This window comes from Brevibacillus sp. SKDU10, from assembly GCF_001645205.1.
Lineage (GTDB): Bacteria > Bacillota > Bacilli > Brevibacillales > Brevibacillaceae > Brevibacillus_B > Brevibacillus_B halotolerans.
Window position 1 is genome coordinate 101,872 of sequence record NZ_LSSO01000149.1, and the last position, 20,718, is coordinate 122,589.

15 protein-coding genes and 1 pseudogene are annotated in these 20,718 nt (G+C 43.1%); 15 read left to right on the forward strand and 1 reads right to left on the reverse strand.

Annotated elements, in window-relative coordinates; translation table 11 throughout:
- Positions 1–127: 127 nt before the first annotated feature.
- From lonB to AYJ08_RS11395, 4 genes are all read left to right on the forward strand, one after another.
- Positions 128–1,855: an ATP-dependent protease LonB gene (lonB, locus tag AYJ08_RS11380; RefSeq protein WP_064017815.1), complete on the forward strand. Its 1,728-nt coding sequence runs from the start codon at positions 128–130 to the stop codon at positions 1,853–1,855.
- Between the two features lie 324 nt (positions 1,856–2,179).
- Positions 2,180–4,519: an endopeptidase La gene (gene lon, locus AYJ08_RS11385; RefSeq protein WP_064017816.1), complete on the forward strand. Its 2,340-nt coding sequence runs from the start codon at positions 2,180–2,182 to the stop codon at positions 4,517–4,519.
- Complete coding sequence (yihA, locus tag AYJ08_RS11390) at positions 4,516–5,151, forward strand: ribosome biogenesis GTP-binding protein YihA/YsxC (protein ID WP_064017817.1); 636 nt, start codon at positions 4,516–4,518, stop codon at positions 5,149–5,151. Before lon ends, yihA begins: the two co-directional genes overlap by 4 nt.
- A 70-nt stretch (positions 5,152–5,221) precedes the next feature.
- Positions 5,222–6,577, forward strand: coding sequence for a protein O-GlcNAcase (locus AYJ08_RS11395; RefSeq protein ID WP_064017818.1), 1,356 nt, complete (start codon positions 5,222–5,224; stop codon positions 6,575–6,577).
- Positions 6,578–6,696: 119 nt separating this feature from the next.
- Here AYJ08_RS11395 and AYJ08_RS11400 read toward each other — a convergent pair whose 3' ends face one another.
- The gene (locus AYJ08_RS11400; protein ID WP_369799678.1) at positions 6,697–7,614 is read right to left on the reverse strand and encodes a DMT family transporter; all 918 of its coding nucleotides are present in this window, start codon (positions 7,612–7,614) and stop codon (positions 6,697–6,699) included.
- Positions 7,615–7,974: 360 nt separating this feature from the next.
- Between AYJ08_RS11400 and hemA the strand changes: the two genes are divergently transcribed.
- The 11 genes and pseudogenes from hemA to AYJ08_RS11455 form a co-directional block, all read left to right on the forward strand.
- A complete protein-coding gene (hemA, locus tag AYJ08_RS11405) occupies positions 7,975–9,342 on the forward strand; it encodes a glutamyl-tRNA reductase (RefSeq protein WP_064017819.1) in 1,368 nt (455 codons plus the stop codon).
- A 100-nt stretch (positions 9,343–9,442) separates the two neighbouring features.
- Positions 9,443–10,261 carry a cytochrome C assembly family protein gene (locus tag AYJ08_RS11410; RefSeq protein ID WP_003334885.1) on the forward strand — a complete coding sequence of 273 codons (819 nt, stop codon included), beginning with the start codon at positions 9,443–9,445 and terminating at the stop codon, positions 10,259–10,261.
- Positions 10,262–10,274: 13 nt separating this feature from the next.
- Positions 10,275–10,916: a precorrin-2 dehydrogenase/sirohydrochlorin ferrochelatase family protein gene (locus AYJ08_RS11415; protein WP_031410709.1), complete on the forward strand. Its 642-nt coding sequence runs from the start codon at positions 10,275–10,277 to the stop codon at positions 10,914–10,916.
- Between the two features lie 10 nt (positions 10,917–10,926).
- Positions 10,927–11,868, forward strand: coding sequence for a hydroxymethylbilane synthase (gene hemC / locus AYJ08_RS11420; protein ID WP_064017820.1), 942 nt, complete (start codon positions 10,927–10,929; stop codon positions 11,866–11,868).
- Complete coding sequence (gene cobA, locus AYJ08_RS11425; protein ID WP_064017821.1) at positions 11,865–13,373, forward strand: uroporphyrinogen-III C-methyltransferase; 1,509 nt, start codon at positions 11,865–11,867, stop codon at positions 13,371–13,373. Before hemC ends, cobA begins: the two co-directional genes overlap by 4 nt.
- A gap of 15 nt (positions 13,374–13,388) precedes the next feature.
- Positions 13,389–14,369 carry a porphobilinogen synthase gene (gene hemB, locus AYJ08_RS11430; RefSeq protein WP_031410703.1) on the forward strand — a complete coding sequence of 327 codons (981 nt, stop codon included), beginning with the start codon at positions 13,389–13,391 and terminating at the stop codon, positions 14,367–14,369.
- Position 14,370: 1 nt separating this feature from the next.
- Entirely contained in the window at positions 14,371–15,432 is a 1,062-nt protein-coding gene (gene ahbA, locus AYJ08_RS11435; RefSeq protein ID WP_064017822.1) for a siroheme decarboxylase subunit alpha, read from the forward strand.
- Positions 15,433–15,581: 149 nt separating this feature from the next.
- Positions 15,582–16,874 (forward strand): glutamate-1-semialdehyde 2,1-aminomutase, encoded by a 1,293-nt coding sequence (gene hemL / locus AYJ08_RS11440; protein ID WP_031410699.1) that lies wholly within the window; start codon positions 15,582–15,584, stop codon positions 16,872–16,874.
- A 180-nt stretch (positions 16,875–17,054) separates the two neighbouring features.
- Positions 17,055–17,510 (forward strand): NUDIX hydrolase, encoded by a 456-nt coding sequence (locus tag AYJ08_RS11445; RefSeq protein WP_064017823.1) that lies wholly within the window; start codon positions 17,055–17,057, stop codon positions 17,508–17,510.
- A 1-nt stretch (position 17,511) separates the two neighbouring features.
- Positions 17,512–18,426 (forward strand): NAD-dependent epimerase/dehydratase family protein, encoded by a 915-nt coding sequence (locus AYJ08_RS11450; protein WP_064017824.1) that lies wholly within the window; start codon positions 17,512–17,514, stop codon positions 18,424–18,426.
- 201 nt (positions 18,427–18,627) lie between these two features.
- Positions 18,628–20,718: pseudogene (locus AYJ08_RS11455) on the forward strand (hypothetical protein); the annotation flags it as partial.

The following is a 20,718-nucleotide window of genomic DNA, read 5'->3' on the forward strand; positions in this document are numbered from 1 at the left end:
ATCCATAAGAGCTTACATGATACCCAAAAGGTTGTGTAATGATCCTGTTTACTCTCCCATGCACTAGGTAATACTACTTTTATATCGTTTTGGAGGTATTACCAGCATTACTTGGGAGGGTATAGAATTGGAATATACAACAGTCATAGTAGGGGCTATTGAGCTTGTCGTTGGGATCATTATAGGCATCTACTTTTTTAATCTGTTAAAGATGCAAAGAACAACAAAGGTTTCAACGGAAAAGGAATCCCGTAAAGAGGTAGATCATTTACGCAAAATGAAAATGGTCGCATTGACTGAGCCATTATCTGAGAAAACACGACCTAGTAAGCTAGAAGATATTGTTGGACAGCAGGACGGGTTAAAAGCATTACGAGCAGCGTTATGTGGGCCTAACCCGCAGCATGTTATTATTTATGGCCCCCCAGGGGTAGGGAAGACAGCTGCTGCCCGTGTCGTGCTGGAAGCTGCCAAAAAAAGCTCGCTTTCCCCCTTTAAGCAGGACGCTAAATTTGTGGAGATTGATGCAACTATTGCCAGATTTGATGAACGCGGCATTGCTGATCCGCTAATTGGTTCCGTTCATGATCCAATTTATCAAGGAGCGGGCTCTATGGGGCAAGCTGGTATCCCACAACCCAAGCCAGGTGCCGTTACCAAGGCACATGGAGGGATTTTATTTCTAGATGAAATAGGCGAGCTACATACGGTACAGATGAATAAACTGCTAAAAGTGTTGGAAGACCGAAAAGTAATGCTGGAGAGCGCTTATTACAGCGAAGAGAACACTCAGATACCTGCCCATATCCATGAGATTTTTCAATATGGACTGCCGGCTGATTTTCGTTTAGTCGGAGCTACAACACGCACACCGGAAGAAATTCCCCCCGCCTTGCGTTCGCGGTGTTTAGAGATATTTTTCCGTCCTCTACAGCCTAATGAGATTGGAAGTATTGTTTCTAAGGCCATGAAAAAAATGCAAATTAAGGTGGAGAATGACGCGATTGCAGTGATAGAGCGTTATGCTACCAATGGACGTGAAGCAATTAATACATTACAGATAGCCGCAGGAATATGTATGACAGAAGGACGTGAGATCGTAACCACTCAGGACGTGGAATGGGTGGTACATAGCAGTCAAAAATCGCCTCGTCAAGAAAAACAAGTACACGAGCAAGCTCAAATTGGCGTCATCAACGGGTTAGCTGTCTATGGTCCTAACATGGGCACCGTGATGGAAGTGGAGGTAACGGCCTCATTAGCCCCTATTAAAGGTGCGGGCAAACTTACTCTGACTGGTTTAGTGGAGGAAGAGGAGTTAGGGGGGCCGAGCCGAACCATTCGCCGTAAATCTATGGCGAAAGGCTCCATTGATAATGTATTAACGGTTCTTCACCGCCTAGGCATTCAGCCATATGACTATGATTTACACATTAATTTTCCCGGTGGTGTGCCCGTGGATGGCCCTTCCGCAGGCTTAACAATCGCAATCGCTATCTATTCGGCTATTAAAGAAAGACTTATTGACAATTTATTGGCAGTTACAGGCGAGGTTAGTATCCATGGAAAGGTAAAGCCAGTTGGCGGAGTGGTTGCTAAAGTAGAAGCAGCTCGTCAAGCAGGGGCTAAACGTGTTTTCATTCCAGCGGAGAATTGGCAGACGATCTTTGCGGATATAGAAGGAATTGAAGTAATCGTAATCCATCATGTAGAGGAAGCCATCCAAATGGCATTTGTAGACCAAGGTGTTTTAACTCAAATTGACGAAACAGACCAGACCGAAGACACTTACTTGCCGCCGTTTAGTGTACCTGTACAAGTGGAGGGCATTCAGCCAGGCACTTTACCGTTATAGCATAAGATGATAGATGCATTTGTTTTACACATAGGCTCCGTTCCTATATGGCTAGGCGGAGCCTATCTCTATCCCATATTTTTTTAATCAAAGTGTACGAAGAAGCAGAAGCTTCTATGAAAGATTAGGAATTTTTGGGTATAATAAAAACGGCTTCATCATCGTATGTGTGTTACAAATGTCGCAATGAACGGCATGTAATATAAGCAAATGCATGTGGTCATTAGACATTGGGTATCATTTTGCGATACAATGAGACGATACCGTCTTTCAGACATTATAAAAGAGAGATATCGTGGCCTTAGAAATGGGAGGTGCTTGGTCATGAGTGAACATACAGGATCCCGTGAAATACCACTGCTGCCGCTTCGTGGTTTATTGGTTTATCCAAGCATGGTGTTGCATTTGGATGTAGGACGTGAGAAATCCGTAAGGGCTCTTGAAAGAGCGATGGTAGATGATAATTATATTCTGCTATCAACGCAAGAGGATGTGCAGGTGGAGGAACCGGATTCAGAACAAATTTATTCGGTGGGTACAGTTGCACGAGTGAAGCAGATGTTAAAGCTACCTAATGGAACAATTCGTGTACTAGTGGAAGGCTTAGAACGTGCCTCTATTAACGAATATCTACAAAGAGATGATTATTACTACGTTTCGATTACATATTTACCGGAAACCAGGGAAAATGAAAATGAAATCGAAGCTATGGTGCGAACTGTTTTACAGCAGTTCGAGCAATATATCAAAATTTCTAAGAAAGTATCCCCTGAGACGCTAAGCTCAGTTAGTGATATTGAAGAAGCGGGGCGTATGGCAGATGTCATTGCATCCCATCTACCGCTTAAAATAAAGGATAAGCAAGATGTATTAGAAGCAGTAGATGTTCATCGTCGTCTAGAAATCTTGCTCAATATCTTAAACAACGAACGAGAAGTACTGGAGCTAGAACGACGTATTGGTCAGCGCGTTAAAAAGCAAATGGAAAAAACGCAAAAGGAATATTACCTGCGCGAACAGATGAAGGCCATACAAAAGGAGTTAGGTGAGCGTGACGGGCGCAATGGGGAAATGGATGATTTACGTGAGCAATTGCTCCAATCCGACGCCCCAGAGCGTATCAAGGTTAAGCTGGAGAAAGAACTCGATCGCCTAGATAAGATGCCAGCTACTTCTGCAGAAAGCAGCGTGGTTCGCACTTATATTGATACATTGCTCTCCTTGCCATGGACGAAAAAGACAGAGGATAATCTAGATATTGCCCATGCGGAAACGATTTTAAATGAAGATCACTATGGCCTTGAAAAACCAAAAGAGCGCATTCTAGAGTATCTTGCTGTACAAAAATTAGTAAGTGATTTAAAAGGACCGATTCTATGCCTTGTAGGTCCTCCAGGTGTAGGTAAGACCTCCTTGGGTAAATCTATTGCAAGAGCGATGGGCCGGAAGTTTATCCGTATCTCGCTTGGTGGTGTGCGTGATGAAGCAGAAATTCGTGGACATCGTCGCACCTATGTAGGAGCGATGCCAGGCCGAATCATTCAATCCATGCGCCAAGCAGGTACTGTTAATCCTGTTATTCTGCTTGATGAGATCGATAAGCTTGCGAGTGATTTCCGCGGAGATCCAGCGTCAGCCTTATTAGAAGTGCTTGATCCAAATCAGAATGAAAAATTTAGTGATCATTATGTAGAAGAAGTTTATGATTTGTCCAACGTTATCTTCTTAACAACGGCAAATACGCTTCATACCATACCAAGGCCATTGCTTGATCGAATGGAGACGATCGAAATTTCCGGCTATACCGAGCTAGAGAAATTCCATATTATGCAGGATTATCTCCTTCCTAAAAATATAAAGTCCCATGGTATCACAAAAGAGAAGCTCCAAGTGGCCGATGAAGCCATGATGAAGGTGATTCGTCAGTATACACGAGAAGCAGGGGTACGTAACCTGAACCGTGAAGCAGCGAATCTGTGCCGTAAAGCTGCAAAAATCATTGTCAGTGGAGAAAAGAAACGCGTAGTTGTAACACCTAAAACCTTGGAAAACCTGCTAGGTAAACCACGATTCCGCTATGGTCTAGCAGAGAAGGAAGACCAGGTGGGTTCTGTTACAGGATTAGCATGGACCCAGGTGGGGGGAGATACCTTAAATGTTGAAGTAAGTGTTTATCCTGGTAAAGGTACTCTCACCTTAACTGGTCAACTAGGTGACGTGATGAAGGAGTCAGCACAAGCTGCCCTCAGCTATATTCGTTCGCGTGCTGGTCAATGGGATATTACTCAGGATTTCCTAGAGAAAAATGATATTCACATTCACGTGCCAGAAGGAGCAATTCCAAAGGATGGTCCTTCCGCAGGGATTACAATGGCAACAGCCTTGTTATCTGCTTTGACAAATATTCCTGTGCGAAAAGAAGTGGGTATGACAGGTGAGATTACATTACGTGGCCGTGTATTGCCGATTGGCGGTTTGAAGGAAAAGGTACTGTCTGCCCATCGTGCCGGCCTAACTACCATTATCTTGCCAATTGAAAACGAGAAAGACTTAGAAGATATTCCAGACAGTGTGAAAAATGATATGACGTTCCATCCGGTAGAACAGATGGATGACGTGATTAAATATGCTTTTGTGCAAGAGAAAATGGTGAAAAAGAAATGAAGATTACTTCAGCAGAATTTATTATTAGTGCCGTAGGGCCTCAACAATACCCAAAGGATCGCCTGCCAGAGATTGCTCTGGTGGGTCGTTCCAATGTAGGGAAATCATCTTTAATCAATAAAATGTTAAGTCGAAAAGCAATTGCTCGGACAAGCTCGCGTCCCGGAAAAACTCAGACACTTAACTATTTTAAAGTAAATAATCAAATGTACTTTGTGGATTTTCCCGGCTACGGATATGCGAAGGTTTCCAAGTCCATTAAGTCGACCTGGGGCAGTATGATTGATACTTACCTGAGCAAGCGAGAAGAGCTTAAATTTGTTGTTCAGCTAGTGGATATTCGCCATGCTCCCTCTAAAGATGACGTTAGCATGTATGAATATTGCAAGGAGCTTGGAATCCCTACTATCGTGGTAGCAACGAAAGGCGATAAGATTTCTCGCGGAAGATGGCTACAGCATTTAAAAGTTATTCGTCAGACTTTGAATTTCCAGTCAACAGATGCTCTCATTGTTTTCTCTACCGAAATGGGACAAGGCAGAGATGAATTATGGGGAGAAATTTTACGCAGGCTAAAAGGCAAGCAGGAATCGCCCGAAGAATCCGCTCATATACTGGAAGGTAATGAGTAAATAAATCAGGCTACGTTAGTAAGACACCAGCAGCTTAGATAGACAAACAGCTTCCCGAGGAGGAGAAAGGATGTCTTCACAAGGATTTGCATTACGGGGACTTATTGAAGGATTTTACGGTAAGCCGTGGTCGCATGAGGATCGGATTGATATGCTGCACTTTATCAGTCAGCATGGCTTTAATGCCTATTTTTATGCGCCCAAAGATGATGCGATCCTGCGAGATGATTGGCAGATGCATCATTCTCCCGCCCAAATGCGTCTCATTTCGGAGCTGATTTCAGAGGCACATTCGGTGGGGTGTGCCTTTTATTATTGTCTCAGTCCGGGAATGAGCATGCAGTATGCCAACTCGAAGCATGTAGATAGATTGATAGAAAAGTACGAGAACCTCCTTGCCTGCGGTGTGACGAAATTTGGTCTGTTGTTTGACGATATTCCACAGGAATTAATGCACAAAAGTGATCAAGAGGCATTCGTTCATTTAGCAGAGGCGCATGTACAGGTTACTCTTTTGGTCTGGAACAGGCTAAAAGAGACTAGTAAGGATGACATCCATCTCGTGGTATGCCCTACGGTTTATCATGGGAGAGGTGATGAAGCGTATATTACCTATCTGGGACAGCATTTACCAACGGAAATTGATCTGTTTTGGACGGGGAGGTTTGTCTGTTCTCCTTATCTAACGGAAGCAGACTCCCAATACTTTTTTGAACAAACACGACACTACCCGCTTTATTGGGATAATTATCCAGTTAATGATCTGGCGATGTCGAGCGAGCTACACATTGGTCCTTTGCAAAATAGGGATGCTACTCTGTTCCGTTTTGCTACGGGGTATGTAGCTAACGCAATGGAATATCCGGAAAGCTCCAAGATTCCTATCATGACGATCGGTGAATATTTAACCCATCCTGATTCCTATGATCCTGAAGAAGCCTTTCAACGTGCAGTGAAAGAGATAGCGGGGCCTGAAGATTTTGATGCCTTTCTTTTGTTTGCCGATCATGTGCGGGCATCGTTTTTGTGTGACGAAGAAGCGCCGCAGCTCCTGGAAAAATTACATCAGTTTCGCTACCATTTTTTTCACGGCGATCAACAGAAGGCTGTGGAAATCCTAGAGCATACCTTTTCTGAAATGGAGAGTTCTGCAAGGCACCTATTGAACGGTATGCAAAATGAAAGGTTATATAAAGAAATAAAAGGCTGGCTGAAAAAGTATGCATACTGGGCTAAATTAGGCAAAACGGCAACACGTTTAATTGATGCTGGTCGGAAGGGACAAACGATTCGAGCAATCTTTTATTTTTTACGAATGAGGCGAAGGTTACGGCAAGCGGAAAAGCTTCCTGAGAAGGTAAGTAGCAATGTCATGCGGTTAATGGTAGAGGCGCTTAGCTTGGAAGTGCGAAATTATCGAACTTAGAAACGTCGTGTATAGGATTGGAAGCAAAATCAAACAGGCACCTTTCTATTCGCAAGGAAGACGTCTGTTTGATTTTTTACGTACAAAAGCTAACTCTATAGAGATAAGACTGTGGAAGGTTAAGCAGATATTTTCGCTTTTAGATTGCGTAGCCAGAATAGAATAGGCAGTTCTGAAAACAGCATACCACTTAGGATAAAAGCACAGCCGATCAATTGTTTCATCGTCAACAGCTCGTGAATCCATGGGTAGGAGGTGAATGCTGCAAAGACTGGTTCTAAAGCAAAGATCAGTGCCACATGCGTTGGAGAGGTGTCCTTTTGAAAAGAGGTTTGCACTAAGAATGCGAGGGCAGTAGCTGGAATTGCCGTGATAAATAGCGCCCATAGAACCTCAGGGTGACCTATGATGAAAGGGTCATATATCGCTTGCCAATCCTCTAGGATAAGGGCGTAGCACATACTGAAAAATGAGACAGTGAACAATTGAATGATCACTAAGGGCATCGTAGGAAACCGAGGAGAATATCGACCGGTCAACACAATCTGCATGGCAAAGCAAATCGCACAGCAAAGCACTAAAAAATCGCCAAATGTAAGAGAGAGAGTACCATTCATTGTTAATAAGTAAAGTCCAATTACGGCCATGCAGACGCCGATAAAGGCAGAGGCTTTCACTTTATGCTTAAGTACAACAATCGAGAGTAAGGGCACAAGCACAACCGACAGACCTGTAATAAATCCTGCCTTTGATGGTGAGGTATACAAGAGTCCTACTGTTTGAGTTGCATAACTGACAAACAGCCAAAAGCCTAGAAATACACCGCTGCGAACCAAAGAAAAGTTACAGGTTTGCCAAGCCCTTGGATTTCGAATAAAGTAGATAAGGGACAAGAATAACGAAGCGCTAAAAAAACGGATCGCATTAAACGTATTGGGAGGAAGCATGTGAACCGCATTCTGAACGACCACAAAGGTTGCTCCCCAGATAAAAACGATACATAACAATAAACAGTCAACCATCAATGCTTTTTTCACCCTACTACCTCGTTTCTAGAAAAGATGTTGGCCGATTTTGAGCTATAGTACTCATTATAAGAGTAGATAAACAGGGAAGGAAGGAGTTTTTTGATAGTTCCGAAAGAAGCATGAATAAGTAAAAACGAGACAAACTAAGATAGTGAAAATCTGGATAAAATTAACAAGGTGAATAAATGTTAATTCATGGAAAATGATGTGAAATCCTGAGAGTAATTTGTCGAACCAGTGAATAGCACATTTGACAAGGTTTTTTGGATAACTTTAATCAAATTTTCACATTTTAAACTACTTGCTTACGGACATAATGTTATAATAAAGAAGCTAAAATCCGTATTTGAATGACACGGGAGGAAGGCTATGGAAATCTTACTGCTCGGCCTAAATTATAAGACAGCGCCTGTCGAAATTCGTGAAAAATTCACGTTTAATGACGACAGCACGCCGAGAGCACTTCATATTCTATCTCATACCAAAAGCATTCTAGAATGTATCATTGTAGGAACCTGTAACCGGACTGAAATCTATGTGGTTTGCGATCAGTTGCATACCGGTAGATTTTATACACGGAATTTTCTTGCAGAATGGTTTGGCGTAGAGAAAGAGTCGCTTCTCGATTATATGTACGTAAAGGAAAATGACGAAGCGATTGAGCACTTGTACCGTGTAACCTGTGGACTCGATTCCATGGTAATGGGAGAGACACAGATTATTGGTCAAATTCGCAACGCTTTTCTCCTGGCACAACAACATGAGACTACTGGAACCATTTTTAATACACTGTTTAAACAGGCTGTAACCCTTGCAAAACGGGCTCATACAGAGACTTCTGTAGGCCAAAATGCTGTATCTATCAGCTATGCCGCGATTGAGCTTGGCAAAAAGATTTTTGGAAGCTTTGCTGATAAGCATGTACTGATCTTAGGTGCAGGTAAGATGAGCTTATTAACAGCTAAGCATTTGCACGCAAACGGAGTGGCTCATGTGACAGTAGCAAACCGTACGCTGGAACGTGCACAGACCTTAGCTGAACAGTTCCGCGGTGAAGCCTGTACCATGGAGGATCTGCCCCAGAAGCTGGCTAAAGCAGACATCGTCATCAGTTCGACGGGAGCAACCGGTTTTGTGTTAACAAAAGCACAATTAAAGCCGATTATGAAGCAGCGTCCTCATAAGCCATTGTTTATGATTGATATCGCCGTGCCGCGTGATCTTGATCCTGATATTCATGGGCTAGAAAATGTATTCCTGTATGACATAGATGATCTGGAGGGCATTGTTCAGAGCAATCTAGCTGAACGCTCCAAAGAAGCAGAGCGTATTGAACTTATGATTGAGGAAGAAAAGCAGGAGTTCATTAACTGGAAACAAACGCTGGGCGTTGTGCCTTTGATTGCGGCATTGCGTGAAAAAGCATTTTCCATTCATGGAGAAGCAATCCGCAAAATTGAAAACAAGTTGCCTCATTTAAATGAGAAGGAAATGCATATTATTCGCAAACATACACGAGGGATTATTTCCCAATTACTGCATGATCCAATCGTACAACTGAAGGAGTTGACCGTCCAAAAGAAAGGAGAAGAGGTACTCGATATCTTCTCTACAATTTTTGCTTTGGATGAAATATTGGAAGGTAAAAAACAGGAAGCATTATGGGAGCAACAAAAGCGTGAAAGCTTAAGACGTGAAAAAGCTGTTTCATTACAATCACGTGAACAGCGTTTCTAGCAAGAGGCGAGGAAGAAATGGATTTCTTCTTGCTCCGCCTGTTTTCACAGGCAATTGAGAAAATGGGCGTGATCTAGATAGTAGGGAAAGGTGAGCGTGTATGGCAAATGCAAGATGGCTCTATGACTTGACCATCTTTCTCTATGCAGCGGGTGTACTTTGTTACTTCAATGATTTTTTGCAGAGTAACCGGCGAATGAAGCAAATTGCGCTAGGATTACTCTCGATTGTCTGGTTGTTACAAACCATCTTTTTTGTTTACCAAATGATCGTAAAGTCATATTTGCCCGTTGTTACCTTTTTTGAAACCTTAGTTTTTTATTCTTGGGTATTGGTGACCCTTTCTTTGATCATACATGCTGTAGCTCGCATTGATTTCTTACTATTTTTTACTAATGTGATCGGGTTTGGAGTTCTCACCTTATCCATGTTCTTTTCAGAGCCAGCAACTCCGCAGCACAGCGGAGTTATCTCTGATTTTATTTTTATTCATGTGACAATTGCTATCATTAGTTACGCATTACTGGCCGTGTCCATGATATTCTCAGGTATGTATCTTGTGAATCTACATATGCTGAAGCAAAAAAAATGGACACCGCTGTGGCAACGGCTCCCAAGTTTGGAGAAATTGGATGCGTTTTCTTTTAAACTAAACATTTTTGGTGTGCCGCTGCTTTTGTTGTCAGTCATTTTAGGCAGTATTTGGGCACAATTGATTTTTTCACATGGATTTTGGATGGACGCGAAAGTGTGTATGTCGATCGTCGTTCTGATTTTATATAGTATGCTGTTGTATCAAAGGGTTCGGAATCAATGGTTGGGAAAAGTGGCAGCATGGATAAACATCATTGCATTTGTATGTTTATTGCTTAATTTTTTGCTGATTGATCCCTACTCACAATTTCATCAATGGTCGTAGAGAGGTGGGGCAGATGAATCCGCATTATCCAATTCACGTTAAAATGGAGGGAATGCTCTGTGCAGTTATTGGTGGTGGAGAAGTAGCTCAACGCAAGGTAGGTTCTCTACTGGAATGTGGGGCAAAAATCACCATTATTTCTCCTGAGATAACGCCATTGTTAGCTGAATGGACCGAGCAGGGGAAGATCAATTGGAAACGTGAGCTGTATCAGGGACAGGATTTAAGTCCGTATTTTTTTATCGTAGCTGCGACCAATCATCGGCATGTCAACTATTCAGTATATGAACAAGCGAAAAGAACCAAGGCTTTTATAAATATTGCAGACCGACCAGACCTATGCAATTATATCGTTCCCTCTACGGTCAAGCGAGGAAGGCTAGTGATTTCTGTATCTACCTCGGGTGCAAGCCCTAGTTTGGCAAGTAAACTGCGTAGAAGGCTAGAACGAGAGTTTGGTCAGGAATATGAGGGCTATGTTGACTTTTTAGCTCAGATGCGATTAAAGGTTTTACAGGAGATTAAAGATGCCACCGTGCGCAAACAAATCTTTCAAGAGTTGCTTGATGATAGATATGTAGAGGCGCCTTCCCTGCAAAGAGAGCAGATGGCAGATGCTTTACTACAACAGGTGAAACAAAGAGAGCAATTATAGGGAGGCAGACATGAAAGAGTGGAAAGTTGGATCGCGTAAAAGCATGCTGGCACTTACCCAAACAAAATGGGTGCTGGCTCGTTTGCGTGAAATAGACCCTGCATCAAGTTTTAGCATCACAGAGATTGTTACAAAGGGAGATCGCATTCTGGATGTTACACTTTCCAAAGTGGGCGGTAAAGGTCTGTTTGTTAAAGAAATCGAACAATCCCTGTTGGAAGAGCAAACTGATATGGCTGTCCATAGTTTAAAAGATATGCCTGCTGTCTTACCAGAAGGTTTGACGATCGGTGCCATTCCAAAAAGGGAAGACCCGAGGGATGTGCTGATTTCTAAGGATGGTAAGACGCTAGATAAGCTAAAACAGGGCGCTGTGGTAGGAACGAGCAGTTTGCGCCGCTCCTCCCAATTGCTGCATTACCGACCTGATCTCATTATTAAACCGATTCGGGGAAATATTGATACACGAATCCGCAAGCTAGAGGAAGAAGATTTTGATGCAATTATTCTGGCTGCTGCTGGCCTTAAACGTGTGGAGTGGAAGGGCACGATCACGCAGTATCTTGATCCGCAAATCAGTCTCCCTGCGGTGGGGCAGGGGGCGCTTGCTATTGAGTGCCGTACACATGATGCTGAAATGATGTCACTTTTACAACGGTTTGATCATCTGGAGACCCGGTATGCGGTCGAGGCAGAGCGAGCTTTTCTTCACAAGATGGAGGGAAGCTGTCAAGTGCCGATTGGCGCTTTTGCAGAAGTGCAGCTTGATGCAAATCAAAAGCCTTCCATTAGCATTACAGGGATGGTAGGGTCTCCTGATGGAAGCCAATTGTTTAAAGCAACATTGACTGGAGACAATCCTCAAGCATTGGGTGAAAATTTGGCAGAAGAGCTGCTCCGTCAGGGGGCGCGAGAAGTGCTTGCTAAAGTATTGGAGGAGAACCGTCAATGAATAAAGGAAAAGTTTTCTTAGTAGGTGCTGGGCCTGGTGACCCTAAGCTAATTACGGTGCGTGGTTTGGAAACGATTCAAATGGCTGATTGCATCGTGTATGACCGCTTGGCAAGTCCACGATTGCTAGCTCATGCAAAACCGGACGTAGAGTTAATCTATTGTGGAAAACTGCCTGATCGTCATACCCTCACTCAGGAAGAGATCAATCAGGTATTAGTCGATAAAGCATTAGAAGGGAAAGTAGTTACTCGTCTAAAAGGCGGGGACCCTTCTATCTTTGGTCGTGTTGGAGAAGAAGCTGAGGAATTGGCTAAGCACGATATTTTATTTGAGATTGTACCAGGGATCACTTCAGGGATTGCTGCTCCGGCGTATGCAGGCATCCCCGTGACCCATCGCGATTTTAATTCCTCGTTAGCGATAGTGACAGGACATGAGCGTCCAGAGAAAACAGAATCAAGCATTAACTGGGAAAAATTAGCCACGGCTGTTGGCACGATCATCTTTTACATGGGAGTAGGCAATCTCCCTTATATTACGGAACAATTAATGAAGAATGGTCGCTCTCCACAAACACCGGTAGCTCTGGTGCGTTGGGGGACTTTAGTCGAACAGGAAACCTTGGTCGGAACCTTAGAGGACATTGTAGAGAAGCGTGAGCAGGCAGGCTTAACGAATCCTTCTATCATTGTGGTTGGTGAAGTGGTTACGCTTCGTGAAAAATTACAATGGTTTGAGAAAAAGCCGTTGTTTGGGAAGCGTGTACTCGTTACCCGTGCTAGAAGTCAAGCCAGTGAACTATCGAATCAAATCAATGAATTAGGCGGGGAGGCATATGAATTCCCGCTGATAAAGATGGTTGAGCCACAAGCTCTACCGCAATTGGATATCGCACTGCAACAGCTATCAGCTTATGACTGGGTCATGTTTACTAGTCCAAATGGGGTTCAATTCTTCTTTAAACGCTTGCGTGAGTTAAAGATTGACATTCGTACCTTAACTGGTAAGATCGCGGCCGTCGGTCCGAAAACCGCTTCCATGCTAGAAGAAAGAGGCCTGACGGTAAATGTCTTACCTGGCGAGTTTCTTGCAGAGGGCTTGGTAGAATCCCTTAAGGATGAGTTACAGCCAGGCTCTAAAGTCTTGCTTCCACGTGCGGATATAGCGCGCGAAACATTGCCGCGAGAGCTGAGAACTCTCGGCATGGAAGTGACGGAAGTAGATACCTATGATACAGTTATAGATGCACAGAACATTGGGGAAACGGTTTCCCTGTTGGAAGAAAAGGCGATACAGATCATTACATTTACCAGCTCCTCTACGGTCAAAAACTTTGTGGAAGCGCTGAAGGAATACGATCTTACCCAATTACTTCAGGGTGTACAGATTGCTTGCATTGGACCGATTACAGCGGATACGGCAAGACAAGCAGGCTTGCAAGTGGATATCATGGCAAGTGAATATACAATTGAAGGACTAGTCAATGCACTAATTACCAGGTAAAAGGGGAAGTAGACTATGATTAAATTTGACCGTCATCGTCGTTTGCGCCGAAGCCAAGCGATGCGTAACCTTGTACGAGAAAACCATGTGCGTGTAGAAGATTTGATCTATCCGCTGTTCATAGTAGAAGGGGAAAACATCAAAAATGAAATTTCCTCTATGCCTGGCGTTTATCATTTTTCCTTGGATCGTCTTAATGAAGAAGTTGAAGAAATCGTTAGTCTAGGCATTCAGGCTGTTCTTTTGTTTGGGGTTCCAGAGCATAAGGATGCGCTTGGAACAGAAGCTTATGCAGACAATGGGATTGTACAGCAAGCAATCCGTCACATAAAAGCCTCTTTCCCTGAGTTGCTTGTTATTGCAGATACATGCCTATGCGAATATACGGATCATGGCCACTGTGGTGTTTTGCATGAATGTGGAGAGCTGCTAAATGATGAGTCTCTTGTTTTATTAAGCCAAGCTGCTGTCTCACAGGCTAAAGCTGGCGCTGACATCATTGCGCCATCTAATATGATGGATGGATTTGTTACCGCCATTCGTGAAGCTTTAGATGAAGCTGGATTTACACATATTCCGATTATGTCTTATGCGGTTAAATATGCTTCTGCATACTACGGCCCGTTCCGTGAAGCAGCTCAATCCGCTCCGAAGTTCGGTAACCGTAAGTCCTATCAAATGGACTATGCTAATGCGCGTGAAGGTTTGCGCGAAGCTGAATCCGATGTGATGGAAGGGGCCGATTTCTTAATGGTAAAACCAGGTCTTGCTTACATGGACATGGTTTTACGTTTACGTCAAAGCTTTGATTTGCCGTTAGTTGTTTACAATATCAGTGGAGAGTATTCTATGGTAAAAGCAGCTAGTGCAAATGGCTGGATTGACGAGCAAGGCGTTGTTATGGAAACAATGATGGGATTCAAACGCGCAGGCGCTGATTTAATCATTACGTACCATGCTAAAGATGTTGCCAAGTGGCTACAAGGAGGTTCATAACATGTCGGTTGACTTATTAGATGCGTTAGATAAAGAGATTTTGGATGCCATTCAAAAAGAGATTCCATTGGTTCCTGAACCATTTAAAGTTATGGCAGAAAATTTAGGGACAACAGAAGAGGAGCTAATGGCTCGCCTGGAAAAAATGAAAGGTGATTCTATCCGTCAAATCTCTGCTATTTGTGATACAAAAGCATTAGGATATAAATCAAGTCTGGTAGCGGCTCGAATTGCTCCTGATAAATTAGATGAAATGGCTGTAAAGATTTTTAACTCCCACCCTGGTATTACACATAACTATAAACGCAACCATGACTTTAACCTGTGGTTTACGATTGCTCTACCTCCGAACAGTCGTTTTGGATTGGAAAAAACGGTTGAAATCTTAGGAGAATTGTCTAATGTGGAATCGATTCGCATTCTACCTACTCTAAAACTATTTAAAATCGGGGTACAACTAGATGTGAAAAAAGAGGCAGAAGCGAATACAAAATCTGCTCCTACTTACACAGAAGAAATGCGCCAGGCAGCGATTGATCTTGGCATCACTGATAAAGATATCAAGGTGATTATCGAACTGCAAAAGGATTTGCCAATTGTTTCGCGTCCATTTGATGAATGGGCAAAAAATGCTGGCATGACAACAGAGGAATTATTGAACCACGCGAAAGTATTGGTAGACCGTGGCCAAATGCGTCGTTTCTCTGCGGTACTAAACCACCGCAAAGCTGGATTCCGTGCAAATGGTATGGGTGTATGGAACGTACCAGCAGAACAAGCACAGGAAATTGGAATGAAAATGGGTTCCTTCCGAGCGGTTAGCCATTGCTATTTACGTCCTACCTATCCAGATTGGAAGTACAGCATCTTTACGATGGTACATGGTCGTGATAAGGAAGAGTGTGAATCAATCCTACAAGCCATTGAGGATGAAACAGGTATCACTGACCGTATTACATTGTACTCTACGAAGGAATACAAGAAAACACGCGTATCCTATTTTACACCTGAGATTTATGAATGGGAAAATGAGATGGCGGCAAAACTGGGATTGGATAAGTAATTGCGCACAATATCCGATAGCATGGAATGCATGCGCTGTTTCCTGATAAGGAGCATATTGTCATAACAGGAAAACGCTTGTTTGATCACCTTCAAACAAGCGTTTTTTCTACCAGTTTCACGATAACAGATACTAATGGGGTGAGTGGAATGACTCGACAATTCACGAAATCAATCGAATTACATAAAGAAGCGGTACAATACATTCCCGGTGGGGTTAATAGTCCAGTGCGTGCATTTAAAAGCGTAGGGGGCAATCCTATTTATATTGAAAAAGGGGAAGGGTCCCGTATTACAGATGTTGATGGACATACTTATATTGATTATATTGGCTCCTGGGGACCTTTGATTTTGGGGCATGCTCATCCAAAAGTATTGCAGGCGATTAGTGAAACTGCTTTACTGGGTACTAGCTTTGGGGCACCTACAGAACGTGAAACCACAATGGCAAAGCTAGTGTGTGACATTGTTCCTTCAGTAGAAGTTGTGAGAATGGTGAATTCAGGAACTGAAGCAACAATGAGTGCGCTTCGGTTGGCGCGTGGGTACACAAAGCGTGATAAAATTATGAAGTTTGAAGGCTGTTATCATGGCCACGCGGACAGTTTATTGATTAAGGCTGGTTCGGGTGTTGCCACCTTAGGTCTGCCGGATAGCCCTGGTGTGCCTGAAACAACTGCAGTAAATACGATTACGGTACCATATAATGACATTGATAGTGTACGCCTTGCCTTTGAAAAATTCGGCTCAGAACTAGCTGCTGTTATTGTAGAACCAGTTGGCGGAAACATGGGTGTAGTACCACCTCAGCCGGGCTTTCTAGAGGAACTGCGTAGCATTACGGAAAAACATGGTACCGTGCTGATTTTTGATGAAGTAATGACAGGCTTCCGTGTAGCTCGCGGCGGTGCGCAAGACTTGTATCGTGTCACACCTGATTTAACCACGATGGGTAAGGTCATTGGTGGCGGATTGCCAGTCGGTGCATACGGTGGGAAACGTGAAATTATGCAGCATGTAGCTCCAGCGGGAAGTGTATATCAAGCGGGAACCTTATCGGGGAATCCATTAGCAATGGCAGCGGGTATTGCTACATTAATGGAGCTTGGTAAGCCAGGAGTCTATGAACAGCTTGATGCTCGTTCAGCACGACTAGCAGAAGGCTTAGCGGCTAATGCGACTAAATTAGGAATTCCTCATACCGTAAATCGTGTTGGTTCCATGGTATGTTTATTCTTTACAGATACCCCAGTAATCAACTATGAGACAGCTAAAACTGCAGATGTAGATAAATTTTCACGTTACTTCCAACAGTTGTTGCAAGAAGGGATCATGATTCCACCTTCTCAATTCGAAGGAATGTTTGTCTCCGTTATGCATACTGATGAAGATATTGAAAAGACCATTCAAGCAAGCTATAAGGCAATGGCTACCCTAGTCTAGATGTGATGTGTTCAAAGAAGAATACAGATTGTGAAGCAGGCAGATGAACGTATCTGTCTGTTTTTTTGTATTCATAAAACTTGCTGAAAAAAGTAAAGTTCACCTACTTTTCCTAGCAAGATGATATAATAAACAAGGGGGGTTATAACAGAAAGAAAGGGACACCAAGGGAGGAATGACATGGGAGGAGAGCGATTTACCGCGCCAGTCACCGTGCATATTTTTTTGCGAAAAGATAACAACATTCTGCTATTAAGACGATATCAGACTGGATACGAAGATGGTAATTACAGTGTTGTAGCCGGTCACCTTGATGGTGGTGAGCAGGTGATAGAAGCTGCGATTCGTGAAGCGCGTGAAGAAGCAGGCATCATCTTAAAGCCTGATCAAGTAACGATAACGGGCATTATGCATCGCTTGTCAAATGATGAGCGTATCGATTTTTTTGTAACGGCAACAGAATGGTCCGGAGAGATTTATAATGCAGAGCCGCATAAATGTGATGAACTAGCATGGTTCTCTATTCATGATCTTCCTCAGAATACCATTTCGTACATAAAAAAAGCGATTGAGCTTTCGGTCAGTCAATCTGACATCTGGTTTAATAGCTATGGATTTGACAATAGGGAGGGATAATGTGCAAACAGCGCTTGTTTTAGGAGGAACTCGTTTTTTTGGAAAAAGGTTGGTTCAGGAGCTTTTGGATAAAGGCATAAAAGTCACCCTTGCAAACCGGGGGATTACCGAAGATCCATTTGGTAATCAGGTAGAGAGAATTATTGTCGACCGTTATGATGAGGAATCCATGCTGTCTGCATTTGAGGATTATGAATTCGATATGATTTTTGATAATATTTGCTATTCATCAGAGGATGCTCGGATTGCTATAAAGGTTTTTACCGATAAAGTGTCCCGTTATATTTTTACATCGACGTTATCTGTTTATGACGAGGCAGACAGATTTGTAACGGAAGAGGATTTTGATCCCTATCACTACCCTATTGAATACGTGACGCGACAAGAAACATCCTATAAGGAAGGCAAGCGTTTGGCCGAAGCGGTGTTCTTTCAAGAAGCTCCTTTTCCTGTAGCAGCCATTCGTTTTCCGATCGTTCTGGGGGATGATGATTATACGCGTCGCTTGCATTTTCACGTAGAGCATTTGATGAAACAATGGCCGATCGGGATTCCGAACCTAGATGCAACTATTGGGTTTATTCCAGCTAACCAAGCTGCACGCTTTTTGCTATGGGCTGCTGAAGAGGAGCTGGAAGGGACTTTTAACGCTTGCTCCCATGGGGGTATTACATTAAAAGGACTTATCAGTCTGATTGAAGAGAGTACGGGCAAACAAGCTATTATTATGTCAGAAACAGCAGATGAACATATGTCTCCGTTCGGGATAACCCAATCAGTATGGTGCATGAGTAACGAAAAGGCAAAGGAGACAGGCTTTTTATTCATTCCTTTACAAGAATGGCTGCCATCACTTATTCAAAGAATCACGAAAACATTCGAAAAAGAAGAGAGTTATTTAAGTAATCATGAGTAAATATGTACGATTATCTAAAAGAGGCTGGTTGTACGTTTTGATGAGAAGTCCCGTTTTACCTATCAAGGTAGAGCGGGATTTTTTTCGATACGACTAGCTAAGACGTATCCTTATGCCAAATCATTCTCTTATGTTCTATTTTTGTTGCTCTGTCCATATAGATATAGGGAAATGCTTGTGGAGCTGAAAGGAGGAGCAGGTGTGTCTGTACAAGATGGACTGTTATCGTTTCAAATGAAAGAGACTATATTTCTCTCATCAGATAAACCAGAAATTGAAGAGCTACGGGAACTGGAGTTATTACCCGATTTAGAGATAAGGGAAAATGATTATGAGATTACGATATGTGGGTCCTTACAACTGCGAGGCAAGTATGTGCCGACCAAGAACGCCAATGCAAATGGCGGAACGGACACCTTGGTTTCGGCAATGAGATTTACTCCGTTGCAGTTGGAACAAGGAGATGCTAGCGTTTTTTTCTCTGATGAAGAGGCGGAGATCATGCATCGTATCCCATTAAGTATCTCTGTTCCTATTTCCAGAACCAAAGAGGTTTCTGATATTCATGGGATTATTGATAGTTTTGATTATGAGATAAAAGGCCCTAAACAATTACTTATTACCGCTGACCTGATAATAGATGGAATCCAGCTAAAGAATGAACGGGAGATTCGTGCTGAGCAGCAATCGCAAAAATCACCTGACACCTGGGAATATATACAAGTAGCCGACGATGAGAGTGAAGAACAGGGATATCAGCATGTCACTATTGATGATCTAGAACGAAAGCTGACCGCTCTAGAGAAAGAAGTAGAGGGTCAATTGGAACATCAGAACGAAGACGGACAAGAATTGATAGATGAGATTGCCCATGCAGATTACCAGCAAAATGAACAGTACGAGCAATATGGGCAAAATGAGCAAAATGATCAATACCATCAATACGAGCATGATGCGCAAAATGATCAATATCATCAATACGAGCATGATGCGCAAAATGATCAATATCATCAATACGAGCATGATGCGCAAAATGATCAATATCATCAATACGAGCATGATGCGCAAAATGATCAGTATCATCGATACGAGCATGATGCGCAAAATGATCAATACGATCAATACGAGCAGTATGAGCAAACTAATCAAATTAATCCATATGATCAATTCGAGAAAACCAAGCAATACCAGCCGTATCAACCATTTCCGGGTTTTCAGATGCAGTCAGAAGATGTGGCTCAAAATAGCTGGGATCAAGATTCGGCGACACGGTTTCGCTATCAGCATCCACAATATGCAGCATATGAAGCAGAAGCTGATGAAGCAGAACGTGAAGAAATCGAGGAAATCCAGGAAATCCAACAATCAAGCAATGGACCTTATCAAGCATATTCAAATCTACAAGCAGATCCCATAGGACAGCAATCACCTTATGAACATGGATTTCCCCCAGTTTCTAGGCCAGAACCCCCGCAGTATGCACCGCCGTATGGTACACAACCATTTTATCAAACAAATTCCTACCAGCAGGGATCAGGCCGCCAGGGACTGGGCCCCGGAGTGGGTGTAGATCCGAACCCTATTCCTTTTGCCCCACCACCTCCAAACCCATTTCAACCGATGACAGGGCAGTTTTATCAACAGCAGCCACCGCAATATCCGTTTGCCCAGATGCCACCATATGCACCACCACAACAAATGTTTTATCAACCGCCTCCATTTCCACCTAGCCCAGTCCCCCAACCTTTTGCTGGCATGGGGTACCAACCGGAGCATATCGCTGAATCTCCATATCAAGCTACGTATCAGCCGCTTAATCCTAATGAATATATGGAAGAATCAGTGGCAGATCAGGAGGTAATGACTGATAGTGTGTATGCAGAACCTGTCTCCTATCATGAGCAGGTTAAAACAGAAGTAGATATAGAGGAGAAGGAGAGAGAATCTTTTTACGAAGAAGTTACTTTTAAGGAGGAGTCATCTCACCTTGAGCAATCTGCATCATTTGAATTAATTGCAGAGCATCAGGAAACATCTACAGAGACAAAGGAAGCCGTTGCAAAACACCAAGAAACCGTTCCAGAGCCAAAGGAAGCCGTTGCAAAATCCCAAGAGACAGTTGCTGAACCAAAAGAAGTTGCAGCAAAACGCCAAGAGACCGTTCCGGAGCCAAAAGAAGCCGTTGCAAAACCGCAAGAAATAGATCCAGAGCCAAAGGAAGCCGTTGCAAAATCCCAAGAGACAGTTGCTGAACCAAAAGAAGTTGCAGCAAAACGCCAAGAGACCGTTCCG